The 22,289-nt window shown below is 58.5% G+C and carries 17 protein-coding genes and 1 riboswitch; of the genes, 11 read left to right on the plus strand and 6 right to left on the minus strand.

All coding sequences use genetic code 11. The features are described 5' to 3' along the window. Positions 1–180: 180 nt before the first annotated feature. The 5 genes from VV869_RS17745 to VV869_RS17765 all read right to left on the minus strand — a co-directional run bounded on the left by VV869_RS17745 (position 181) and on the right by VV869_RS17765 (position 6,040). Complete coding sequence (locus tag VV869_RS17745; protein WP_337736248.1) at positions 181–2,004, minus strand: AMP-dependent synthetase/ligase; 1,824 nt, start codon at positions 2,002–2,004, stop codon at positions 181–183. Positions 2,005–2,339: 335 nt separating this feature from the next. Next, positions 2,340–3,296, minus strand: coding sequence for a transcriptional regulator LeuO (leuO, locus tag VV869_RS17750; protein WP_337736249.1), 957 nt, complete (start codon positions 3,294–3,296; stop codon positions 2,340–2,342). A 339-nt stretch (positions 3,297–3,635) separates the two neighbouring features. Further along, the gene (locus VV869_RS17755) at positions 3,636–4,748 is read right to left on the minus strand and encodes an MJ1255/VC2487 family glycosyltransferase (protein ID WP_337736250.1); all 1,113 of its coding nucleotides are present in this window, start codon (positions 4,746–4,748) and stop codon (positions 3,636–3,638) included. Next, positions 4,745–5,254: a phosphatase PAP2 family protein gene (locus VV869_RS17760; protein WP_337736251.1), complete on the minus strand. Its 510-nt coding sequence runs from the start codon at positions 5,252–5,254 to the stop codon at positions 4,745–4,747. Before VV869_RS17760 ends, VV869_RS17755 begins: the two co-directional genes overlap by 4 nt. Positions 5,255–5,380: 126 nt before the next feature. Continuing rightward, positions 5,381–6,040 (minus strand): TetR/AcrR family transcriptional regulator, encoded by a 660-nt coding sequence (locus VV869_RS17765; RefSeq protein ID WP_337736252.1) that lies wholly within the window; start codon positions 6,038–6,040, stop codon positions 5,381–5,383. Between the two features lie 475 nt (positions 6,041–6,515). Here VV869_RS17765 and leuA point away from each other — a divergent pair, with 475 nt between their 5' ends. The 8 genes from leuA to thiQ all read left to right on the plus strand — a co-directional run bounded on the left by leuA (position 6,516) and on the right by thiQ (position 15,805). Further along, positions 6,516–8,066, plus strand: coding sequence for a 2-isopropylmalate synthase (gene leuA, locus VV869_RS17770; RefSeq protein ID WP_261601040.1), 1,551 nt, complete (start codon positions 6,516–6,518; stop codon positions 8,064–8,066). A gap of 2 nt (positions 8,067–8,068) precedes the next feature. After that, entirely contained in the window at positions 8,069–9,157 is a 1,089-nt protein-coding gene (gene leuB, locus VV869_RS17775) for a 3-isopropylmalate dehydrogenase (RefSeq protein WP_337736253.1), read from the plus strand. Between the two features lie 23 nt (positions 9,158–9,180). Further along, positions 9,181–10,620, plus strand: a complete 1,440-nt coding sequence (gene leuC / locus VV869_RS17780) for a 3-isopropylmalate dehydratase large subunit (RefSeq protein WP_337736254.1) — start codon at positions 9,181–9,183, stop codon at positions 10,618–10,620. 19 nt (positions 10,621–10,639) lie between these two features. Continuing rightward, complete coding sequence (gene leuD / locus VV869_RS17785; protein ID WP_337736255.1) at positions 10,640–11,242, plus strand: 3-isopropylmalate dehydratase small subunit; 603 nt, start codon at positions 10,640–10,642, stop codon at positions 11,240–11,242. 141 nt (positions 11,243–11,383) lie between these two features. Next, positions 11,384–12,166, plus strand: coding sequence for a DUF547 domain-containing protein (locus tag VV869_RS17790; protein ID WP_337736256.1), 783 nt, complete (start codon positions 11,384–11,386; stop codon positions 12,164–12,166). 108 nt (positions 12,167–12,274) lie between these two features. Continuing rightward, positions 12,275–12,382: riboswitch (TPP riboswitch) on the plus strand. Positions 12,383–12,520: 138 nt separating this feature from the next. Further along, positions 12,521–13,474 (plus strand): thiamine ABC transporter substrate binding subunit, encoded by a 954-nt coding sequence (gene thiB / locus VV869_RS17795; protein ID WP_337736265.1) that lies wholly within the window; start codon positions 12,521–12,523, stop codon positions 13,472–13,474. Between the two features lie 13 nt (positions 13,475–13,487). After that, positions 13,488–15,083, plus strand: a complete 1,596-nt coding sequence (gene thiP, locus VV869_RS17800) for a thiamine/thiamine pyrophosphate ABC transporter permease ThiP (RefSeq protein ID WP_443147335.1) — start codon at positions 13,488–13,490, stop codon at positions 15,081–15,083. Further along, positions 15,077–15,805: a thiamine ABC transporter ATP-binding protein gene (gene thiQ / locus VV869_RS17805; protein WP_337736257.1), complete on the plus strand. Its 729-nt coding sequence runs from the start codon at positions 15,077–15,079 to the stop codon at positions 15,803–15,805. Before thiP ends, thiQ begins: the two co-directional genes overlap by 7 nt. A gap of 104 nt (positions 15,806–15,909) precedes the next feature. Here thiQ and VV869_RS17810 read toward each other — a convergent pair whose 3' ends face one another. Next, the gene (locus VV869_RS17810; RefSeq protein ID WP_337736258.1) at positions 15,910–17,286 is read right to left on the minus strand and encodes a PhoH family protein; all 1,377 of its coding nucleotides are present in this window, start codon (positions 17,284–17,286) and stop codon (positions 15,910–15,912) included. Between the two features lie 308 nt (positions 17,287–17,594). On the opposite strand from VV869_RS17810, the gene rapA reads away from it, so the two are divergent. The 3 genes from rapA to VV869_RS17825 all read left to right on the plus strand — a co-directional run. Then, the gene (rapA, locus tag VV869_RS17815; protein ID WP_337736259.1) at positions 17,595–20,513 is read left to right on the plus strand and encodes an RNA polymerase-associated protein RapA; all 2,919 of its coding nucleotides are present in this window, start codon (positions 17,595–17,597) and stop codon (positions 20,511–20,513) included. Positions 20,514–20,680: 167 nt separating this feature from the next. Beyond that, a complete protein-coding gene (gene rluA, locus VV869_RS17820) occupies positions 20,681–21,397 on the plus strand; it encodes a bifunctional tRNA pseudouridine(32) synthase/23S rRNA pseudouridine(746) synthase RluA (protein WP_337736267.1) in 717 nt (238 codons plus the stop codon). Positions 21,398–21,473: 76 nt separating this feature from the next. Continuing rightward, on the plus strand, positions 21,474–22,289 hold an 816-nt coding region (locus VV869_RS17825), incomplete at its 3' end, for a D-2-hydroxyacid dehydrogenase (RefSeq protein WP_337736260.1).

Here is a 22,289-nt window from a genome sequence, read left to right on the forward strand (position 1 = left end):
CAGGGTTCGCACTGAACAAAGATCATACACTGCGAATGAAACGATATTGAGAGAATCGCGCTGTGAGCCAGCGGCGCAGGGAAGCAAAAACGAAAGAATGCCGGGCGGGGCAAGAGCTCAGGTGCGGCACGCACAGAAAAGCCGGGCAAGGGCCCGGCTGTTTTTAAGGTGAGCGAGGGTTTAATGCGGACGTGGCGAGCGCTTATGGCTCTCTTCGTACATTTTCTCGATCTCCTGATGGTAGCGATCCTGAATCACCTTACGGCGCAGCTTCTGGGTCGGGGTCAGCTCACCCTGATCCATCGAGAACGCCTTCGGCAGCAGGGTGAACTTCTTCACCTGCTCGAACCGGGCCAGATCTTTTTGCAGCTCCACCACCCGCTTCTCAATCAGCTCAATGATCTGATTATGCTTGATCAGCTCCAGGCGATCCTGGTACTTGATATTCAGCTCACGGGCATGGGCTTCCAGCGTTTCAAAACACGGGACAATCAGGGCCGAAACAAACTTGCGGGTATCGGCGATCACCGCAATTTGCTCAATGAAGTGATCTTTACCAATCGCCCCTTCGATGACCTGCGGCGCGATATATTTCCCGCCCGACGTTTTCATCAGCTCTTTGATCCGGTCGGTGATAAACAGGTTGCCGTGCTCGTCGAAATGACCGGCATCACCGGTTTTGAGAAAGCCGTCTTCGGTGAAGTTGTTGGCGGTTTCTTCCGGCATATTGTAGTAACCGCGCATCACCATCGGCCCGCGCACCAGAATTTCGTTATTCTCGCCGATCTTCACTTCCGCGCCCGGCATCGGCATGCCGATAGAATCCGGATTAAAGCACTGATCGTCCCAGCAGGACACGGTCGCCGTGGTTTCGGTCATCCCGTACCCCAGCTTGACGTTGATCCCGATGGCATGGAAGAAACGGCCGATGCTTTCATCCAGCTTGGCCCCGCCACACGGCATAAACTTGATGTTTCCGCCCAGCAGATCCCGCAACTTGCTCAGCACCAGCTTGTCGGCCAGCGCATAGCTTTGTTGCAGCAACCAGGACGGCTGGCGACATTCCTGACGCGCCAGCGCCATCCGCGCCCCCATATTGACCGCCCAGGTAAACATCACCTTGCGATGGAACGGCGCCCGGGACACTTTGTCATGCACCGCCGAGTAGATTTTCTCATACACCCGCGGCACTGCCGACATCACATTCGGCTTCACCTCGGCCAGCGCGTCTTTCAGCAGATTGGTATCCGACAGGTAACAGTTCACACCGCCGCGATGGAGAACGTAAAACGTCCAGGCGCGCTCGAACACGTGCGAGAGCGGCAGGAAGCACAGCGAAACATCGCCCTCTTCCAGCGCCAGCTTCTGGTCGTGTCCTTCGATCTGTGAGGCAATGTTGGCATAATCCAGCATCACGCCCTTCGGCGTGCCCGTAGTGCCCGAGGTATAGATCAGGGTCAGCAAATCATCCATGCAGGTCTGAGACAGACGCTGTTCCAGGGTCTCGGTATCGGCCTGGCTCACGGCTTGCGTGACAAAATCCTGATACCGGCAAACCAGCGGGTGATCGGCCAGTACCACAGTGTCGTCCATCACCACAATGCGCTCGAGCTGCGGACAGTCGGCAGCCAGGGCCAGCGCGGCATCATGCTGCGCCTGCTCGCCGACAAACAACACCCGGACATCGGCATCATTGAGGATATAAGCGGCTTGCTGCGGGGTATTGGTCGGATAAATCGGCACCGTGACACAACGGTTGTACAGGGTGGCGAAATCCGCGATGGTCCAGCGCGGCATGTTGTTGGAGAAGATCCCGACCTTGTCCTGAACCTTCAGTCCCTGCCCGGCCAGCGCCAGTGCCAGCTGGTGGATCTGCGCGCCAAACTCGCGCCAGCTGATCTCCTGCCACTGACCGGCGACCGGATGACGCAATGCAACCCGATCGCCCAACCGGGCAATCTGGGCTCGAATTCGATTGACGATATGAAAATCAAGTTTAGCCATAACTACATTCTGTTACTTTAGCTTACACCTGTAAGCTCATTAGAGATGCGCAGTCTACAGCCGAGAGCAGAAAAGGCAATCAATAACCGTCGACAGGTCGCGGTTATGCTGGTCTGATCTCAGTCCAGTCCAGAAAAACCGTCCGATTGGTACAAAGTTGCGCCGCCTTTGCCGCTGAGCGGCAGAACATCGGGGAAATGAGGGGGAAAATCGGGAGGATCTTGCAGGCCGCACAGAGCCGCAGGGGAACCCGGTGCGAGTCCGGTCCGACCCCGGGCAAAAGCCCAATCACGGGCGTGCCAGTGCGCGCCCGTCACGTCGCAGGTTCAGACCCTTCAGGCTGTGGTGTCCCCGCAGACCGCCATCAGTTGATCGCGCATCCAGATATGGCCTTTGTCTTTTTCAGACGATTCATGCCAGCTCAAGTAACCGCTGATCCGGTCATGCTCAAACGGCAGGCTCATGATCTTCAGCTGCAACGCCTCCTGCGTCGATTCCGCCAACCAGCGCGGCACCACCGCAATCAAATCAGACTGACCGACCACGTACATCATATTGCTCAGGCTGGCGCCCTGATAGGCTTCATGGAAATGGGTCGGCTGGGTATAAATCCGATCGGCAAACAGCTTCACCCCCGGCACAGGCTTGAGCACCGCATGTTTTTCCGCGGCAAACTCCGCCGCACTGATGGTGTCATCCAGGCGCGGGTGGTTGTTGGCCGTGATCACCACCAGCTCGTCGCTGAACAGCTCAGTGCTGCTAAAGCCCGGCTCGTCAAAGCGAACGTAGTCGATCACAAAATCAATTTCCTGATAGCGCATTTTCTGCGACAGCTCAGCATCAAACTCAGCTTCCAGGTGAATTCGCAGATTCGGTGCCTGCGCGGCGATCTGGCTTAAAATCCGTGGGGCAAACCGAATATCGGACGGGCTGCACACAGCCAACTTGAACGCGCGGTTGGAGGTTTCCGGGTCAAAAATGGACGACGGCAGCTCATTGCGAACCAGTTGGAGCGCCTGACGGATCGGACCGAAGATCTGCTTGGCCCGCAGCGTTGGCTGAATGCCGCGGCCATGACGAATGAACAGCTCATCACTAAACATCACTTTCAGCCGGGCCACCGCGTTGCTGACCGCAGGCTGGGACATCCCCAGGTTCTGTGCCGCACGGGTGATGTTTTGCTCTTGCATCACCGCATCAAATACCGTCAGCAAATTCAGATCCACGCCCCGTAGCGTTGACTCTGTACCAAAACTATCCGTCGGATGAATAGGTGAACTTCTTCGCGTCATTGGTTGCCTCTACTTCAATACCTTCCGGGGCAAGATCCATTGTGCCGCCGCTAAAATGGAAAGAGCTGCTCCTCAGCCCTCGAGCAACAGACTCATGCTCGGCGTGCGGCCAAGTATTATTGAAATAGATTGACGAAACCAATGGCCGAATGTGAGCAAATGTAAAGGCACCTCAAAAAGAGACAAAGAAACCCACCAAAAATCATGAAAAACAATTAATTACAAAACTTCTAAAATGTTCTAAATCTTTCTTAAACCACCTGAGCCGCTGCAAAACGGGGCAATTTTCCGCCGAAAATCGCCCCGAAAAACACGGTACACCACCAGGTTCGTAGCAGATCAATAACTCCCGCTGATTGAAAAAAGCGGGCTGTTCGCCTGCGCCGGCGGGTCAAATTCTGCCATGGCTTCCCGCACCAGCTCCGGGAATTCCACCTGCTGCCAGAGCTGTTGCCATAATTCATCAGACTGATGCCATTCCCCGGCCAGCACCCAACGGGCAACCGCCAGCGCCACATCCGGCAGCACCACCGCCCCGGCAGCCTCGCTGTCGAGCCACTGGCGCACCGCGGACGGATCCAGATAAGCCATCGACATCGCCAGGCCCATCTGCTCCAGCGTTGCCACGTTGCTCTGCTGCTCATACTGGCCGTGCAGCGGCTTGAGCAACAACTTTTTCCCCAGCACAATCGCCTCGGAAGGGAGTTCAAAACCGCCATTGGCAATCACCCCGGCACAGCGGTGCAACCGGTGATGAAAGCTGTCCCGGTTGAGTGCGCGGATACTGATATTTTCCAGCTCCTGATCCTGCTTGACCGCCGGGTGATAGCAGTAAAAATGGATTTGGGAGAAACGGGTCAGCAGGGCCAGGACCTTGCCCAGCTCTTCAAACGGCAGGTAGACCAAAATACTGCCGTCGCTGTCGGGTATGAGCCCCTGGGTCGGCGGCACGATCGGCGGCAGGATCAAATGCCCGAAGTGGTGCCAGTGCAGTCCGAGTTGCTGGGACGTCGGGGCGAAATAGCGGGTGATCAACCGATCCACGGCCGTCTCGGCTTTTTTCGGCACCGGGTGGAGGAAAGCATTCTGGTGGCTGATCCCGATGCTGTGCACCTTCTGCCGCTTCGCCGCCCAGGCCGACACCGGCTCAAAGTCGTTGAGCACCACATCATAATCACGGAGATCCAGCTGACGCACATCGTGCAGAAACGCTCCCGGCCGGTTATGAGTCAGGGTTTTCCATTGGTTCAGCTGGCCATTTTCCGTCACAAAGGTCAGGCCGCGGCGGGTCTGGAAATCCCCGAAGCAGGCCATATCGAAATATTGCGCCGCGGGGCGGCCGGAAAACAGGTAGTCCACCTCGACGCCAAGCTGGCGAAAGGCGCGGGCCATTTCCCGCGCCCGCGAAATATGGCCGTTGCCGGTTCCCTGGATCCCGTACAGTATTTTCATAGCGCCCCCAACACGAGCTCAAAGCACACCAGACCGAGCACAGCGCCGGCAATAATATCGGTAATAAAATGAACCCCGAGCAGCACCCGGGACAACCCGACCATCACCGCCCAGGGCCAGACGATCCAGGCGGCAGCGGGATAAAAGGTCGTAATGAGCGAAGCCATAATGAAGGCGGCAGCCGTATGGCCGGAGGGCAGGCTGTACTTGTCAGACGGTTGGATAAAACTGGGCAGTTCGCGGGGACGTTCCCGTTTAAACATATTTTTCAGCACCAGGTACACCGGCAGCTCCAGCAGGAAGGCCAGCAACCCGAGCGTCAGCACCTGGGCGCCCTGCTGCTTGTCAAACAGCCAGGCCACCAGGCCGAAGGCCACATAGAGCGGCCCATCCCCGGAGCGTGACACCGCGCGACTGAAGGTCGCAACCTGGCGGTTAAACCGGTGGCACAGACAAAGACTCGAAAACGCGGTATCAAAACGCTGTATCGGTGCAAGAACGGTCATGTTCAAACCCTTCGCTGACTCAATTATCCTCAGCCTAAAAAAGGGATGTGACAGGGCCGTGACGTTTTCAAGGAGCCTCAATGACAAATGCCGCCCGGCCTCTCCGGTGCCCGACCGGGGCAGACATCAGGCGGATTTTTTGGCGGCGGCCTCCGCGATCGACGGTGCCAGTACCCCCTGCATCAGCACGTTGACATTGTGCTCCGCCAGGTCATTGAGCCAATCCTCATCCATGGTGATCCCATGGAGTCCCAGCAAAGACGGCGGCGCCAGAAACGGAAACACCATCATGCTGATCATCGTCATCTTGGCCATTTCCGGCTCAACATCGGCCCGCAGTAATCCCTGGTCCTGCACCTGATCCAACATCAATGACTGGGCCAGCGGCGCGATGTCGCGAAAGATGGCCTCGATGGCCTGACGCTGAACATCTCCGGGCGCCAGCATCATGGCACGCACAATCAGCTTCGGCAGATCCGGATTCGGGATCATGATCCGATAGTAGGTGCGCATCAGCTCGCCGATACAATGGATATTCCCGGCTTTGATCATTTTATTGAGTTGAGTCTGGATCGGCGCGATCGACTCCCGCAACATGGCTTCAAACAAACCGCCCTTGTTGCCGAAATAGTACCGGATCAAAGCGACATTCACTTCCGCCCGATTGGCGACCATCCGGGTCGAGACCTTGGCGTAAGGCAAGGCCACAAACAGTTGCCGGGCGGCTTCGATCAGCCGCGCCCTGGCATCGGATCCCCCCACCGGGCGACCTGCTTTTCCTGTCATCTGCACACTCCGTAAATTAATCACATGATGAATAACATACGTGAACTCCCTGCCGGCGTCGCCCCCCTTTAATTCAACAGCAAGGCTGCAATGATGAATTTTTCAAAAAAATCGAACGCCACTGGCCGGGCAACAGGGAGCCGCCATGGGGGCAACCCCGCCCCTCACCACAAATGCCCTATTTATCAGCACATTAATTATATCTGCTAAATATTTATTCAATTTATGGTTGACGGTGAACCTGTCTATTTGGTATTCATTTGTTAATCAACTTTGTGGATATTATTGAAAACATGCAAACACGTTTTTCCCTACTCATTAGCCTCCTCCTTATCGTGAACAATCGCGCGGGTAGCTGATGGGTGGAAAACACCACGAAGAATTCAAGAAACCCGCGCAATAGCGCGGGTTTTTTATATCAAAAGCCGGCGCAGCGGATGCAAACACACCAGGCAGGCAACAAAAGGAAGCAGCCATGAATGATCAGGTCATAATTTTCGACACCACCTTACGCGACGGCGAGCAAGCGCTGTCCGCCAGCTTAACGGTCAAAGAAAAACTGCAAATCGCCTATGCATTGGAGCGATTGGGCGTCGATGTGATTGAGGCCGGTTTCCCTGTCTCCTCGCCGGGTGATTTTGAATCGGTCCAGACCATCGCCCGGCACATCAAAAACAGCCGGGTCTGTGCCTTGTCCCGCGCGGTAGCCAAAGACATTGATGTCGCTGCCGAATCCCTGAAAGTTGCCGAAGCCTTCCGTATCCACACCTTTATCTCTACCTCGACCATCCATGTTCAGGACAAACTGCGCCGCAGCTATGACGACGTGATCGAGATGGGCGTTGCCGCGGTCAAACGTGCCCGCCAGTACACCGATGATGTCGAGTTCTCCTGTGAAGATGCCGGACGTACCCCGATTGACAACCTGTGCCGGATGGTCGAAGCCGCGATCAACGCCGGGGCGACCACGGTCAACATCCCGGACACCGTCGGCTACACCCTGCCGAGCGAGTTCGGCGGCATCATCACCCAGCTGTTCAACCGGGTACCGAACATTGATAAAGCCGTGATTTCCGTCCACTGCCACGACGATTTGGGCATGTCGGTCGCCAACTCCATGGCCGCAATTCAGGCCGGGGCCCGTCAGGTCGAAGGCACCATCAATGGTATCGGCGAGCGGGCCGGGAACTGCGCCCTGGAAGAGATCGCGATGATCATCAAAACCCGCGCCGAGCTGCTGGGTGTCCACACCGGATTGAAGTATGAGGAAATCTCTCGCACCAGCAAGCTGGTCAGCCAGTTGTGCAACATGCCGATCCAGGCCAACAAGGCGATTGTCGGTGCCAATGCCTTCAGCCATTCCTCCGGCATTCACCAGGACGGCATGCTGAAGAACAAGAACACTTACGAGATCATGACCCCGGAATCGATCGGCCTGAAGAATCAGGCGCTGAACCTGACCTCACGCTCCGGCCGCGCCGCAGTGAAGAGCCACATGGACACCATGGGCTACAGCGAGAACGAGTACGACTTGGATACCCTGTATGCCGACTTCCTGAAGCTGGCCGACCGCAAGGGCCAGGTGTTCGACTACGACCTGGAAGCGCTGATGTATTTCGCCAACCTGCGCGACGAGGACGATTACTACAAGCTGAATTACCTGAGCGTGCAGTCCGGCAGCGTGATGGCCACCACCAGCATCAAGCTGCAATGTGGTGAGGAAGAAAAATGCGAAGCGGCAGTCGGCAACGGCCCGGTCGACGCCCTGTACCAGTGCATCTACCGTTTGACCGGCTACGACATCGTGCTGGATAAATTCGACCTGACCGCCAAGGGCGAAGGCGAAGACGGATTGGGTCAGGCCGATATCATTGCCAACTATAAAGGCCGCAAATACCACGGCACCGGCCTGGCGACCGACATTGTCGAAGCCTCCGGCCAGGCGCTATTGCACGTGATCAACAGTATTCACCGTGCCGATCAGATTGAGCAAATTAAACAAAAATCCCATATGGAGACCGTATAACCATGGCAGGTACTTATCAAATCGCCGTTTTACCCGGTGACGGCATTGGCCCGGAAGTGATGCAACAAGCCCATAAAGTGCTGGACGCCGTCCAGGAAAAGTTTGGCTTCACCTTAAACTGCACCGAATATGATGTCGGCGGCATTGCCATCGACAACCATGGCTGCCCGTTGCCGGATGCCACCCTGAAAGGCTGTGAAGCTGCCGATGCCGTGCTGTTCGGCTCGGTCGGCGGTCCGAAATGGGAGCACCTGCCACCCAATGATCAGCCGGAGCGCGGTGCCCTGCTGCCGCTGCGCAAGCACTTCCAGCTGTTCTGTAACCTGCGTCCGGCGCAGATCCACGCCGGTCTGGAGCGCTTCTCGCCGCTGCGGGCCGACATTTCCGAGCGCGGTTTTGACATCGTCGTGGTGCGCGAGCTGACCGGCGGGATCTACTTCGGCCAGCCGAAAGGCCGCGAGGGCGAAGGGGCCCAGGAAAAGGCATTTGATACCGAAATTTATCACCGTTATGAAATTGAGCGGATCGCCCGGATCGCGTTTGAATCGGCGCTGCTGCGCGGCAAGAAAGTCTGCTCAATTGACAAAGCCAACGTGCTGCAAAGCTCAATCCTGTGGCGCGAAGTGGTTGAGGAAGTCGCCCGGGACTACCCGGACGTCAGCCTGAGCCACATGTACATCGACAACGCCACCATGCAGCTGATCAAAGATCCGTCCCAGTTTGACGTCATGCTGTGCTCCAACATCTTCGGCGACATCATCTCGGATGAATGCGCAATGATCACCGGCTCAATGGGGATGCTGCCTTCGGCCAGCCTGAACCAGGACAAGTTCGGCATGTACGAGCCTGCCGGCGGCTCCGCCCCGGACATCGCCGGGAAAAATATTGCCAACCCGGTGGCCCAGATCCTGTCCGCCGCGCTGATGCTGCGCTACAGCCTGGGTGAAGAGCCCGCGGCCCGCGCCATTGAGCAGGCCGTCTCGCAGGCGCTGGAAGCCGGTGAGCTGACCGCCGATCTGGCCGGCACTCACCCGGCGCTGTCCACCAGCGAGATGGGCGACAAGATTGCCGCCTACATCCGCCAAGCATAACCAGAACGAGGAGCACCCGAGCAATGTCAAACACAGAAGCAAAAGCGCCGAAGACGCTTTACGAAAAAGTCTACGATGCCCACGTTGCGGTCGCGGCGGAAGGCGAAACCCCGATCCTGTACATCGACCGTCATCTGGTCCATGAAGTGACTTCGCCGCAGGCCTTTGACGGCCTGCGCGAAAAAGGCCGCAAGGTGCGCCAGGTCAGTAAAACCTTCGCCACCATGGATCACAACGTCTCGACCCAAACCAAAGACATCAAAGCCTCGGGCGAGATGGCGCGGATCCAGATGGAAACCCTGGCCAAGAACTGTGAGGAGTTCGGCGTCACCCTGTACGATTTGAACCACAAATACCAGGGCATCGTCCACGTCATGGGTCCGGAGCTGGGCATCACCCTGCCGGGCATGACCATTGTCTGTGGCGACTCCCACACCGCCACGCACGGCGCGTTCGGCTCGCTGGCGTTCGGCATCGGCACCTCCGAAGTCGAACACGTGCTGGCAACCCAGACCCTGAAGCAAGGCCGTGCCAAAACGATGAAAATCGAGGTCAGAGGCAAGGTCGCGCCGGGCATTACTGCCAAAGATATCGTGCTGGCGATCATCGGCAAAACCACCGCCGCCGGTGGCACCGGCTATGTGGTTGAGTTCTGTGGAGAGGCCATTACCGACCTGTCGATGGAAGGGCGGATGACGGTGTGTAACATGGCCATTGAGCTGGGCGCCAAAGCCGGACTGATCGCCCCGGACCAAACCACCTTTGATTATGTCCAGGGCCGAAAATTTGCCCCGACCGGGGCTGATTGGGATGCCGCCGTGGCCTACTGGCAAACCCTGAAAACCGACGCCGGCGCCGAATACGATGCCGAGGTGACCTTAGAAGCCAAAGACATCAAACCGCAAGTGACCTGGGGCACCAACCCAGGCCAGGTCATTGCCGTCGATGAGCCGATCCCGGCCCCGAGTGATTTCGCCGACCCGGTCGAACAGGCATCCGCCGCCAAAGCCCTGGCCTACATGGGCTTGGAAGCGGGCAAGAAGCTGTCTGATTTTGCCATCGACAAAGTTTTTATCGGCTCGTGCACCAACTCGCGCATCGAAGATATGCGCGCCGCCGCTGCCGTCGCCAAAGGGCGTAAGGTCGCGCCGAATGTACAAGCGCTGGTAGTACCGGGCTCTGAGCAGGTCAAAGCGCAGGCCGAACAAGAGGGGTTGGATAAAATCTTTATTGAAGCCGGTTTTGAATGGCGCCTGCCGGGCTGTTCCATGTGTCTGGCAATGAACAATGACCGCCTGGGCCCGGGCGAGCGCTGCGCCTCGACCAGTAACCGTAACTTTGAAGGCCGCCAGGGCCGTGACGGCCGTACTCATCTGGTCAGCCCGGCGATGGCCGCCGCTGCTGCCTGTGCCGGTCACTTTGTCGATATCCGCGCGCTGGAACCAGAAGCCGCGACTGCGTAATTCAGAAGGAACGAAAGCAATGACAGGATTTAAACAACACACCGGCCTGGTAGTGCCTTTGGATGCTGCCAACGTGGATACCGATGCCATTATCCCGAAACAGTTTTTGCAGAAAGTCACCCGCACCGGCTTCGGCAAGCATCTGTTTCATGACTGGCGCTTTTTAGATGATGCCGGTGAGCAACCGAACCCGGATTTCGTGATGAACGCGCCGCGCTATCAGGGTGCCAGTATCCTGCTGGCACGGGAGAACTTCGGGTGCGGCTCATCCCGCGAGCACGCCCCGTGGGCACTGGCCGATTACGGCATCCAGGTGATGATTGCGCCGAGCTTTGCCGACATTTTCTACGGCAACTCCATCAACAACCAGATGGTGCCGGTGCGCCTGAGCGACACCGAAGTCGACGAACTGTTCACCTTCGTCACCGCCAACGAAGGTGCGGAAATCACAGTGGATTTAGAAGCCATGACGGTCACCGCCAACGGCAAGCAGTACTCCTTTGAAATCGACGAGTTCCGCCGCCACTGCCTACTGAACGGTCTGGATAACATCGGCCTGACTCTGCAGCATGAGGATAAAATCGCGGAATATGAACGCAATATTCCGGCATTTCTGGCCTGATTACTGATATCATCCATCCTCGCCCCGGCCACCGCGCCGGGGCTTTTTCATCCCTGGAAATTTTCACAGAAAATTGAAATAAATCAGCCACTCGCAGGTCATCTACAATGGATACATATTTCCTGCTCGAAAGGACACCCTATGCGACTCCTGATTTCCTTGCTCCTGCTCTGCCTCTCGGCCGGTGCTTTTGCCGCCCCGAAAGCCGATCTCTGGCCGTACTGGCAACCGCATAACGCCGCCAGCACTGTGCAGGTCGACCACAGCCGCTGGCAACAGCTGCTCGATACCTATCTCGTCCCCCAACCGACCCAAACCCTGTTTCGCTACCGCCAGGTCAGCGATGCCGACCGCTACGAGCTGGGCCGCTACCTGCGCGAGCTGAGCCAGCGCGATCCGCGCCAGCTCAACCGCCGCGAGCAATTTGCCTACTGGGTCAACCTGTATAATGCCCTCACCGTCAGGCTGATCCTCGATAACTACCCGGTGAGCTCGATCACCAAACTCGGCGGCCTGTTCAGCTTCGGGCCCTGGAATGACGCCGTCATCACCATCAACGGCAAAGCGCTGACCCTCAATGACATTGAACACCGGATCCTGCGCCCAATCTGGCAGGATCCGCGCATCCATTACGTGGTGAACTGCGCCAGCCTCGGCTGCCCGGATCTTCAGCCGCAGGCCTTTACCGCCGCCAATGCCGAAGCCCTGCTTGAGCAAAGTGCCCGGCGTTTTATCAACAGCGACAAAGGCGTCGCAGTGCGAGACAACCAAGTACGCCTGTCGTCAATTTATGACTGGTACGGCAGCGATTTCGGCACCCGTGACCAGTTGCAGCGCCACCTCAACCGCTACCGGGATGGCGAACCCGTGACGCTCAACCGCGTCAGCTACGACTATAACTGGGCCCTGAACGAGGCCCGTTAACAGACGGCGGCTCCGGTCTAGCGCGCCTGGGCCTTCGTTCTAAAGTGCCTGGGTTTTCGGTCGATCCCGAGAAGCTGGCAACCCACCGCCGGGCGGATTACAATACCGGCTGTTCTCATGGGGTGTCTGAGCCCGCTCAGACTGAGACTGCCAACGCAGAACCCATTGAACCTGAACCAGATCATGCTGGCGTAGGAATTGAGATGATTTGAAGTGCCTTTGCTTTTCCAAGTCGCTGCACGATGCCGCGAGCCCTTCTCAACCCTAAGCCGCTCAACCGATTTTTTCTCTTGCAGGACGCAAGAGTATCAGGAGCGCACCGTGAAAAAACACCTGTCGATCTTAACACTGGCGATGGCCGCCGGCTCTGCCTGGGCTGCCGATGACACCCTGACCGTCTATACCTACAGCTCGTTTGCCTCTGACTGGGGACCGGGCCCGGCGATTGAAAAAGCCTTCGAGGCCCAGTGCGGCTGTAATCTGGAATTTGTCGCCCTGGACGATGGCGTTTCCATCCTTAACCGTCTGCGCCTGGAAGGCAAAAGCACCCAGGCCGATATCGTGCTGGGGCTAGATAACAACCTGATCAGCGAAGCGAAAAATACCGGCCTGCTGGCCGAGCACCAACTCGACACCAGCAAGCTGGCCCTGCCGAACGGCTGGCAGGACACCACCTTTGTCCCGTATGACTACGGCTACTTTGCCTTTATTTATGACAGCAGCAAGCTGAGCAATCCGCCGAAGAGCTTAAAAGAGCTGGTTCAGCGCGACGATCTGAGCATCATTTACCAGGATCCGCGCACCTCCACCCCGGGCCAGGGCCTGATGCTGTGGATGAAATCCGTCTACGGCGAGCAAGCCAGCGACGCCTGGCAGCAGCTGGCGAAGAAGACCGTGACCGTCACCAAGGGCTGGTCGGAAGCCTACAGCATGTTCCTCAAGGGCGAATCGGATCTGGTGCTTTCATACACCACCTCCCCGGCGTATCACCTGATTGCCGAGAACGAAAGCAAGTACAAAGCGGCGAACTTCAGCGAAGGCCACTATATGCAGGTGGAAGTGGCTGCCAAGCTGAAAAACAGCCACAACCAGAAGCTGGCCGATCAGTTCATGGCCTTTATCCTGACGCCGCAATTCCAGACCGAAATCCCGACTGGCAACTGGATGTATCCGGTGATCAAACAGTCCCTGCCACAAGGGTTTGAGCAATTGACGGTGCCGGCCAAGTCACTGGAATTTACCGCAGAGGATGTTGCGGCGAACCGACGTGGATGGATCCGTGAATGGCAACATGCACTGACCCGTTGATAGCGAGACTCTGTTGAATACCCGCGTAACCCAAGTTCTGCCCGGCCTGATCTCGGCCGGGTTCATTGTGGTCCTGGTGGTCAGTGCCCTGAGCGCCCTGATCAGCCAGGCCCACGCCCTGAGCCCGTGGCTGATCTGGCAGGATCCCTACCTGCGCCATATCACCGGTTTTAGTTTCTACCAGGCATTCCTGTCCACACTGCTGAGCATTGTTCCGGCCATTCCGATCGCCTATGCGTTCTCCCGCCGCCGTTTTCCCGGCCGTCAGCTGTTGCTGCGCCTGTTTGCCATGACGCTGGTGCTGCCGGTGCTGGTTGCCGTGTTCGGCTTGCTGGCGATTTACGGTAAAAGCGGTTTGCTGGCCCAGTGGCTGGAAAATTGGGGCGGGTCGATGCCGTTTTCCATCTATGGGCTCCACGGCATTTTACTGGCCCACGTCTTTCTCAATTTGCCGCTGGCCACCCGGCTGCTGTACCAGAGCCTGGACGGCATTCCCTACGAGCAGCACCAGCTGGCCGCCCATTTAGGGATACGCGGCCGGAGCAAGTTCCGCCTGATCGCCTGGCCGCGGTTGCGCCAGCAGTTGCCGCAGGTCATCGGCCTGGTGTTCATGCTTTGCTTTACCAGTTTTGCCGTGGTGATGTCGCTCGGCGGCGGCCCCAAGGCGACCACCATTGAGCTGGCGATCTACCAGGCGCTGCGTTATGACTTTGATCTGGCAGGCGGGGCCATGCTGGCCCTGTGGCAAATGCTGATCTGCTGCGGCCTGGTGTTGTTCAGCCAGCGGTTTGCCAAGCCGTTGGCCACCCAGAGCGGCGCGACCGCACGTCCGTTGCCGCCGCAGCACGACAGCTGGCAGGCCCGGGCCTGGGACGGACTGTGGATCGGCCTGACCTTGCTGCTGGTGCTGCCGCCGCTGCTGGCCGTGGTCAGCGCCGGGCTGAACCCGCAACTCCCGGCGCTACTCAGCAACCCCGATTTGTGGCAGGCGGTTGGCACGTCCCTCAAGATTGCCTCGCTGGCCTGCCTGCTGGCATTGCTGGGCGGGGTGACCATCCTGCTGGCCAGCCGTCAGTGGCGGTTGCGCCATCACGGCCTGTCGGCCGACGGCATCGAGCTCATCGGCACCATGATCCTGGTCACCCCGGGGCTGGTACTGAGCACCGGGATCTTCCTCCTGCTGCGCCAGTTCACCGACGTCTTCGCCGCGGCCTTCTGGGTGGTGGTCTGCGTCAATGCCCTGATGGCCCTGCCCTATGTGATCAAAACCCTGAGCCAGCCGATGCTGCACATCGCCCAGCAGTACAACCCGCTGTGCCATAGCCTCGGCATGCGGGGCTGGGCCCGGCTGCGGCTGGTTGAATGGCCGGCCCTGCGTAAGCCGATCGCCCAAGCGCTGGCGATGGGCTTTGTGCTGTCGCTGGGCGATCTGGGCGCGATCGCCCTGTTCGGCAGCCAGGGCTTCCAGACCCTGCCGCTGTATCTGTATCAGCTCCTCGGCAGCTACCAGATGGACGCAGCAGCCGTGGCCGCGCTGGTGTTGCTGCTGCTGAGCCTGGGCCTGTTTACCCTGGTGGAAAAATTGCTCATTCGGAACCCAAGATGTTAACCCTGAACCAACTGACCCACAGTTACGTCCAACCGGGCCGCGATCGCCAGTGTGAGCGCACCCTGTTTTGCTTTGATCTGAACGTCGAGGCCGGCGAAATCGTCGCCCTGCTCGGGCCCAGCGGCGCTGGGAAAAGTACCCTGCTGGCGATGGTGGCCGGCTTCCTGACGCCTGACAGCGGCGAGTTGATCATCAACGGCCAGCGCATCGAGCGCCAGCTGCCGTCCGAGCGTCCACTGTCCTTGCTGTTTCAGGACCACAACCTGTTTCCGCACCTGAGCGTGTTCGACAACCTCGGTCTGGGGCTGCACCCCGGCCTGAAGCTGACCCATGAGGATAAAGAGAAGATCGTGGTGGCGGCAGCGCGGGTCGGGATCCAACCTTATCTCGACCGGTTGCCGGAGCAGCTCTCCGGCGGCCAGAAACAACGGGTTGCCCTGGCGCGTTGCCTGCTGCGCAACCGCCCGCTGCTGTTGCTCGACGAGCCGTTTTCCGCGTTGGATCCGGCGCTGCGCAACGAAATGCTGGCACTGGTGAAAAGCCTGGCGCGGGAACACCGCACCACCGTATTGCTGATCACCCACAGTCCGGAAGAAGCACTGAAGATTGCCGACCGCTGCGCCTTTATCAACCAGGGCCAGATCCAGGTCGTCGGCCCGACCCGCGAGGTGCTGGAGAGCCCGCAGCATGACGCGCTCAAGCGCTACCTCGGACGGGCTTAACCGCACTCCCTGAAAAGCAGTCCCTGAAAATCACAAGGAGCAAAGGGTTCCCCTTGCTCCTTGGCGTTCATATCAGTGGATGAAAGGCCGGCCCGCAACCGGGGTTACAGGTTCTCTTCGGCAAATTCGGCCAGGCGACTGCGCACCACGCCGTTCAGGTACACGTTGGCACTTCCCTCGAAATTCTTGAATCGCTCAACGATATACGTCAGGCCCGAGGTCACAGGAGATAAGTAAGTAGAGTCAATCTGCGCCAGGTTCCCGGAGCAGACAATTTTGGTGCCTTCCCCGCATCGGGTGATGATGGTTTTGATTTGCGAGGCGGTTAAGTTCTGACACTCATCCAGCAGGACGAAGGCATTCTGGATCGAGCGTCCGCGCATGAAGTTAATCGATTTAAACTGAATATTGGCTTTGTCATAGATATATTTCATGGAGCCGTCAGTACACACATCGTTCTTGTGCAAGGCTTCCATGGTGTCAGTCACCGCCGCCAGCCACGGCATCATTTTCTCTTCTTCGGTCCCCGGCAGGAAACCGATCGATTCGGCGATCTCCGGCGTGTTCCGGGTCACGATGATCTTGTCGTACATCCCTTTCTCAATCACCTGCTCCAGAGCTGCCGCCATAGCCAGGATAGTTTTCCCGCAGCCCGCCGGGCCGGTCAGGATCACCAGATCGATATTCGGGTCCATCAGAGCATCGAGTGCCATGCCCTGGTAGATATTTTTCGGGTGGATCCCCCAGGCCTGCCGGTGCATCAAGCGTTCCTGGCCGATATCTTTCACCACCACATCCTTGCCGTCGACCGACTGAACCCGAGCCGCGAAATCCGTGCCCTCGTCATACAGGTACTGGTTCACAAACGGGCTCTCGAACAGCTCCGCCGGTAAGGTATGCAAAGTCGAGCGCCCCTCAGCTTTCGACTGGCACTCCCCGACCCGCTCCCAGAAGTTGCCCGGGAACTGGTAGAACCCCTTGGTCAGCAGCCGGATATCGTCGATCAGCTGATCCGAGCGATAGTCATCGACATAGCAGACCCCGGCCCCCTTGGCCCGCAGCCGCATGTTGATGTCTTTGGTGATCAGCACCACCTGGCGCGGCGCATAGTCGGCCTGGAGAAACAGCACCCCGTTCAGGATCCGGTTGTCCCCGGCTTTGTCGGCAAAGGCGTGGACGGTTTCAGTCACCTCGTAGTCTGCAAAAATGGCAATCGTCCCGCTGCCCTCGCCATCTTTGGATAAAGGGATCCCGGCGGATATCTCTTCCGGGGTGGCATCGTGGAAGATGTCTTCCAGAGCCCGAATTGCAATCCGGGCATCCCGGGAGACGTCACGCTTGCTATCCTTGATTCGGTCCAGCTCTTCCAGCACGGTCATGGGGATGACCACGTCATGCTCTTGAAATGAATATACGGCGAGGGGTTCATGAAGCAGAATATTTGTATCGAGTACAAACACTTTCCGATCAGTGTCGTCCATAGATACCTCCTTGGTAACAGTCTGACGGCAACTGCTGTGCCGTTATTTTCAGCGTACGCCAACCGCGTTATCTAACTTCTATTAATGACCGGATTTAATGAAAAAATTGTGACAATCGACTCGAAAATAACACAAGCCAATTCTGTTAACTTTCACCGTGACCTTGCTCACAGCATGCAGTACCATTACTGCCCTTTTATGGCCGGTGCAGATTCTGGCTTACACTTATATTTCAGTGTAGCGCACAAAAAGAAGAGCACCCGCTTAGCATCTCCTTAATATCAAATAATTAGAAGGTTTTAACCACTATGCCATTTGCTTTGGGTCAACGTTGGATCAGCGATACTGAAAGTGATCTGGGACTAGGCACGGTCGTCGCAATGGATGCCCGCACCGTCACCCTGATGTTCTCTGCGACAGAAGAAAACCGCTTGTATGCGCGCACTGATGCCCCCGTGACCCGGGTGATGTTTAATGTCGGCGATGTGATCGAAAGCCACGACGGCTGGTCGCTGCAAGTCGAGCAGGTGGATGAAACCGACGGGGTGTTCACCTATTTCGGGACCCGCACCGATACCGGCGAAGAAAACGTCCCGCTGCGCGAGATTTTCCTCAGCAACCAGATCCGCTTCAACAAGCCCCAGGACAAGCTGTTTGCCGGCCAGATCGATCGCATGGACCGCTTTGCCCTGCGCTACCGGGCACTGAACAATCAGTATGAACAACATAAAAGCCCGCTGCGCGGCCTGTGCGGCATGCGTGCCGGCCTGATCCCGCACCAGCTGCACATCGCCCATGAAGTCGGCCGCCGTTATGCGCCGCGCGTATTGCTGGCCGATGAAGTGGGTCTGGGGAAGACCATCGAAGCCGGGATGATCATCCACCAGCAGGTGCTGTCCGGCCGTGCCGAACGCATTCTGATCCTGGTGCCGGAGACCCTGCAGCACCAGTGGCTGGTCGAGATGATGCGCCGCTTCAATCTGCATTTCTCCATTTTTGACGAAGAGCGCTGCGTCGAAGCCTTTGCCGATTCCGCCAACCCGTTTGACACCGCCCAGTATGTGCTGTGCTCGCTGGATTTCCTGCGCAAGAGCCGCCGCCGCTTCGAGCAGGCGCTGGAAGCGGACTGGGATCTGCTGGTGGTCGATGAAGCCCACCACCTGGAATGGAGCGAAGATAAGCCGAGCCGCCAGTATCAGGTCGTCGAAGCCCTGGCCGAGAAAAGTCCTGGGGTGCTGTTGCTGACGGCAACGCCGGAGCAGCTGGGCCATGAAAGTCACTTTGCCCGCCTGCGCCTGCTCGACCCGGACCGCTTTTACGATTACGACGCTTTTGTCGAGGAAGAGCGCCAGTACGCCCCGGTGGCCGACGCCGTCTCCCGCCTGCTGTCCGGCGACAAGCTGGATGATGCGGCCAAAAACAGCCTGACCGAGCTGCTGCCGGAGCAGGACATTGAGCCGCTGCTGCGGATCATCGAGGCCAATGACATCGACCCGGCGCAACAAGTCAGCGTGCGCCAGGAGCTGATCGACAACCTGATGGACCGCCACGGCACCGGCCGGGTGCTGTTCCGCAATACCCGTGCCGCGATCAAAGGCTTTCCGCAGCGTCACCTGAACCTGTACCCGCTGGCGCTGCCGACCCAGTACCAGACCGCGATGCGCGTGGCCGGAATGATGGCCGGCAACATGTCTCTGGAGCAAAAAGCGGCCAAGCTGCTGTATCCGGAAGATATTTATCAGGAATTCGAAGGGGAGTCCGCAACCTGGTGGAACTTTGATCCCCGGGTGAACTGGCTGCTGGACATGCTCAAAGCCAACCGCGACGAGAAGGTGCTGGTGATCTGCTCCCGTGCCCAGACGGCGATGACCCTGGAGCAGGCCCTGCGCGAGCGCGAAGGGATCCGGGCCACCGTGTTCCACGAGGGCATGTCGATCATCGAGCGCGACAAGGCCGCCGCATACTTCGGCCAGGAAGAAGACGGCGCCCAGGTGCTGCTGTGTTCGGAAATCGGCTCAGAAGGCCGCAACTTCCAGTTTGCCAACCAGCTGGTGATGTTCGACTTGCCGGACAACCCGGATCTGCTGGAGCAGCGGATTGGCCGACTGGACCGTATCGGCCAGAAGCGCGATATCGAAATCCATGTCCCGCACCTGCAAGGCACCTCGCAGGCCCTGCTGGCCCATTGGTACAACGAAGGGCTGAATGCCTTCGAAGAAACCTGCCCGACCGGCCGCGCCATCTATGATGCCGTCGGTGCTGATTTGATCGACTTGCTGGCCAGCGACAAGCCGGACGGTGAAGCGCTGGAAGCCCTGATTGAGAAAAGTGCGGCCATGCACCAGGCGCTCAAGGCCAAACTGGAGCAGGGCCGTGACCGCCTGCTGGAAATCCACTCCAACGGCGGGGCCGATGCTCAGGCACTGGCGGAGCGTATTGCTGCCAAAGACGGCGATACCAACCTGGTCACCTTTGCGCTGGGTTTGTTTGACACCATCGGCCTGAACCAGGACGACAAGGGTGAGAACGCGATTGTGGTCACGCCGTCGGAGCACATGATGGTGGCCAGCTATCCGGGCCTGCCGTATGACGGTTGTACCATCACCTTTGACCGCGACACCGCACTGGCCCGCGAAGACATGCACTTCATCAGCTGGGAGCACCCGATGATCCAGGGCGGGATTGACCTGCTGCTGTCTGAAGGCGTCGGCACCACCGCCGTCTCGCTGCTGAAGAACAAGGCCCTGCCGGTCGGTACCCTGCTGCTGGAGCTGATCTACGTGGTCGATGCCCAGGCACCGAAGCAATCGGGGATTGCGCGCTTCCTGCCGCACACCCCAATCCGGATCCTGCTGGATGCCAAGGGCAACAACCTGTCGGCCAATGTCGAGTTTGAAGGCTTCAACCGCCAGCTCAGCCCGGTCAACCGCCATCTCGGCAGCAAGCTGGTCAACTCGGTGCAAAAGGACATCCATGTCCTGATTGAGCACGCCGAGAAGGCTGTGGTCACCGAGCTGAATACCATCCGGGCCGATGCGCAGCGCGAGATGGAAACCACCCTGCGCGCTGAACTGGACCGCCTGCAGGCGCTGAAAGCGGTGAACCCGAATATCCGCGACGACGAGCTGGCATTGATTGAAACACAGATCGAGGAGCTGACCGGCTACATTGCCAAAGCGCAGATCCAGCTCGACTCATTGCGCCTGATCGTGGTCAGCCACGGCTAATCACAAGCTTAGCAACGCTGCCAAGCTGCACCCCAACAGAACACTGCCATGCCGGTCCCCGTGACCGGCATTTTTTTCCCCTTTCCCCCACCACACACGATACGCACGGGTCAGTCCGGTATGCTATGATGCCCGCCTTACGTGCCACCAACCCGACGACACTTCACATGAGACCACTGCCGATACTGGACTACAATCCGCCGACCGATCCCTGGCTGGATGTGCTCTATCACGATCAAGACATCATTGCGGTCAACAAACCCTCCGGACTGCTGTCCAACCCGGGCCGGGATCCGGCTTTTCACGACAGCATTTATACCCGGGTGCTGACCGAATCTCCCGACTCGCATATTATTCACCGTCTGGATATGGCCACGTCCGGGCTGATCGTCCTGGCGCTGAACAAATCGGCCGAACGCCACCTGAAAGCGCAGTTTCGCGATCGCCTGACCGAAAAAGTCTACTATGCCCGGGTGTGGGGCCACATCGCCGCCGATCACGGCACGGTCGATCTGCCACTGATCTGCGACTGGCCGAACCGCCCGCGACAGAAAGTTTGCCATGAAACCGGCAAGCCCTCCGTCACCCATTACCAGGTCCTGGCCCGGGCAGACAACACCACCCTGGTTCGCCTGCGCCCGGTGACCGGCCGCTCGCACCAGCTTCGCGTCCATATGCAGGCGCTCGGCCACCCGATCCTCGGTGATGGCTTCTATGCCCACGATGAAGCCTATGCCCTGGCACCGCGGCTTCAGCTGCACGCTGCCGAGCTGACCTTCAGCCATCCGGCCACCGAGCAGCCGATGCACCTGTTCGCCCCGTGCGATTTTTATCCGGACGCCCCGCGCAGCACCCTGCCCGAGCGTCTCGGAGACCCCGCATAAATCACCGCCCGGGCTTGAGCTGACGGCTGGATTTAGTGTTAACTATCAACACCATTTCTCAACGTCAGCCAAGCCCATGGAACAGATCGTCTTTCTCGACCGGGATACCATCCCTGAGCATATTCACCTACCAACACCGCAATTTGCACATCAGTGGACGGCCTATCCGGCAACCGCGCCTGACCAGGTGCTGCCGCGGCTGCAAAACGCCACCATCGCGATCACCAATAAAGTCATTCTGGATGCCGATACCCTGCGCCAACTGCCGCAGCTCAAGATGATCGCCATTGCCGCGACCGGCACCAACAACGTTGATCTCGACTACTGCCGGGCACACGGCATCGTGGTTAGCAATATTCGCGGCTATGCCATCGACTCGGTTCCGGAGCATGTGATCGCCATGATGTTTGCCCTACGGCGCAATCTGCTGGGCTATCATCAGGATATTCAACGGGGGGTGTGGCAGGAAAAAGGGCAGTTTTGTTTCTTCACCCATCCGATTGGCGATATTCGCGGGGCAACCCTGGGGATCATCGGCGGCGGCACTCTGGGACAAGCAGTAGCAGATTTGGGCCGGGCGCTGGGCATGACGGTGCTATTGGCCGAGCGCAAAGGTCAGCCGGACTGCCGAGCGGGCTACACCCCGTTTGAGACGGTGTTGGCCACCGCCGATGTCCTGACCCTGCACTGTCCGCTCAGTGACGAGACCCGCAACCTGATCGGCGCGGCTGAGCTGGCCGCGATGAAAGCGAGCGCGATATTGATCAATACCGGGCGGGGCGGGCTGGTCGACGAGCAAGCCCTCGTTGATGCGTTAACCCGAGGCACCCTCGCCGGCGCCGGAGTTGATGTCTTTACCGAGGAGCCGGCACCAAGCCACAACCCGCTCATC

Source organism: Photobacterium sp. MCCC 1A19761 (assembly GCF_037389125.1).
In the GTDB taxonomy this organism is placed as follows: domain Bacteria; phylum Pseudomonadota; class Gammaproteobacteria; order Enterobacterales; family Vibrionaceae; genus Photobacterium.

Coding starts and splice junctions, on each gene's coding strand:
- leuO (WP_337736249.1), bottom strand. CDS start 3,296: ATGACGCGAAGAAGTTCACCTATTCATCCGACGGATAGTTTTGGTACA.
- rapA (WP_337736259.1), top strand. CDS start 17,595: ATGCCATTTGCTTTGGGTCAACGTTGGATCAGCGATACTGAAAGTGAT.
- leuA (WP_261601040.1), top strand. CDS start 6,516: ATGAATGATCAGGTCATAATTTTCGACACCACCTTACGCGACGGCGAG.
- leuB (WP_337736253.1), top strand. CDS start 8,069: ATGGCAGGTACTTATCAAATCGCCGTTTTACCCGGTGACGGCATTGGC.
- VV869_RS17760 (WP_337736251.1), bottom strand. CDS start 5,254: ATGACCGTTCTTGCACCGATACAGCGTTTTGATACCGCGTTTTCGAGT.
- rluA (WP_337736267.1), top strand. CDS start 20,681: ATGAGACCACTGCCGATACTGGACTACAATCCGCCGACCGATCCCTGG.
- VV869_RS17810 (WP_337736258.1), bottom strand. CDS start 17,286: ATGGACGACACTGATCGGAAAGTGTTTGTACTCGATACAAATATTCTG.
- VV869_RS17745 (WP_337736248.1), bottom strand. CDS start 2,004: ATGGCTAAACTTGATTTTCATATCGTCAATCGAATTCGAGCCCAGATT.
- VV869_RS17765 (WP_337736252.1), bottom strand. CDS start 6,040: ATGACAGGAAAAGCAGGTCGCCCGGTGGGGGGATCCGATGCCAGGGCG.
- leuC (WP_337736254.1), top strand. CDS start 9,181: ATGTCAAACACAGAAGCAAAAGCGCCGAAGACGCTTTACGAAAAAGTC.
- thiB (WP_337736265.1), top strand. CDS start 12,521: ATGGCCGCCGGCTCTGCCTGGGCTGCCGATGACACCCTGACCGTCTAT.
- thiQ (WP_337736257.1), top strand. CDS start 15,077: ATGTTAACCCTGAACCAACTGACCCACAGTTACGTCCAACCGGGCCGC.
- leuD (WP_337736255.1), top strand. CDS start 10,640: ATGACAGGATTTAAACAACACACCGGCCTGGTAGTGCCTTTGGATGCT.
- VV869_RS17790 (WP_337736256.1), top strand. CDS start 11,384: ATGCGACTCCTGATTTCCTTGCTCCTGCTCTGCCTCTCGGCCGGTGCT.
- VV869_RS17755 (WP_337736250.1), bottom strand. CDS start 4,748: ATGAAAATACTGTACGGGATCCAGGGAACCGGCAACGGCCATATTTCG.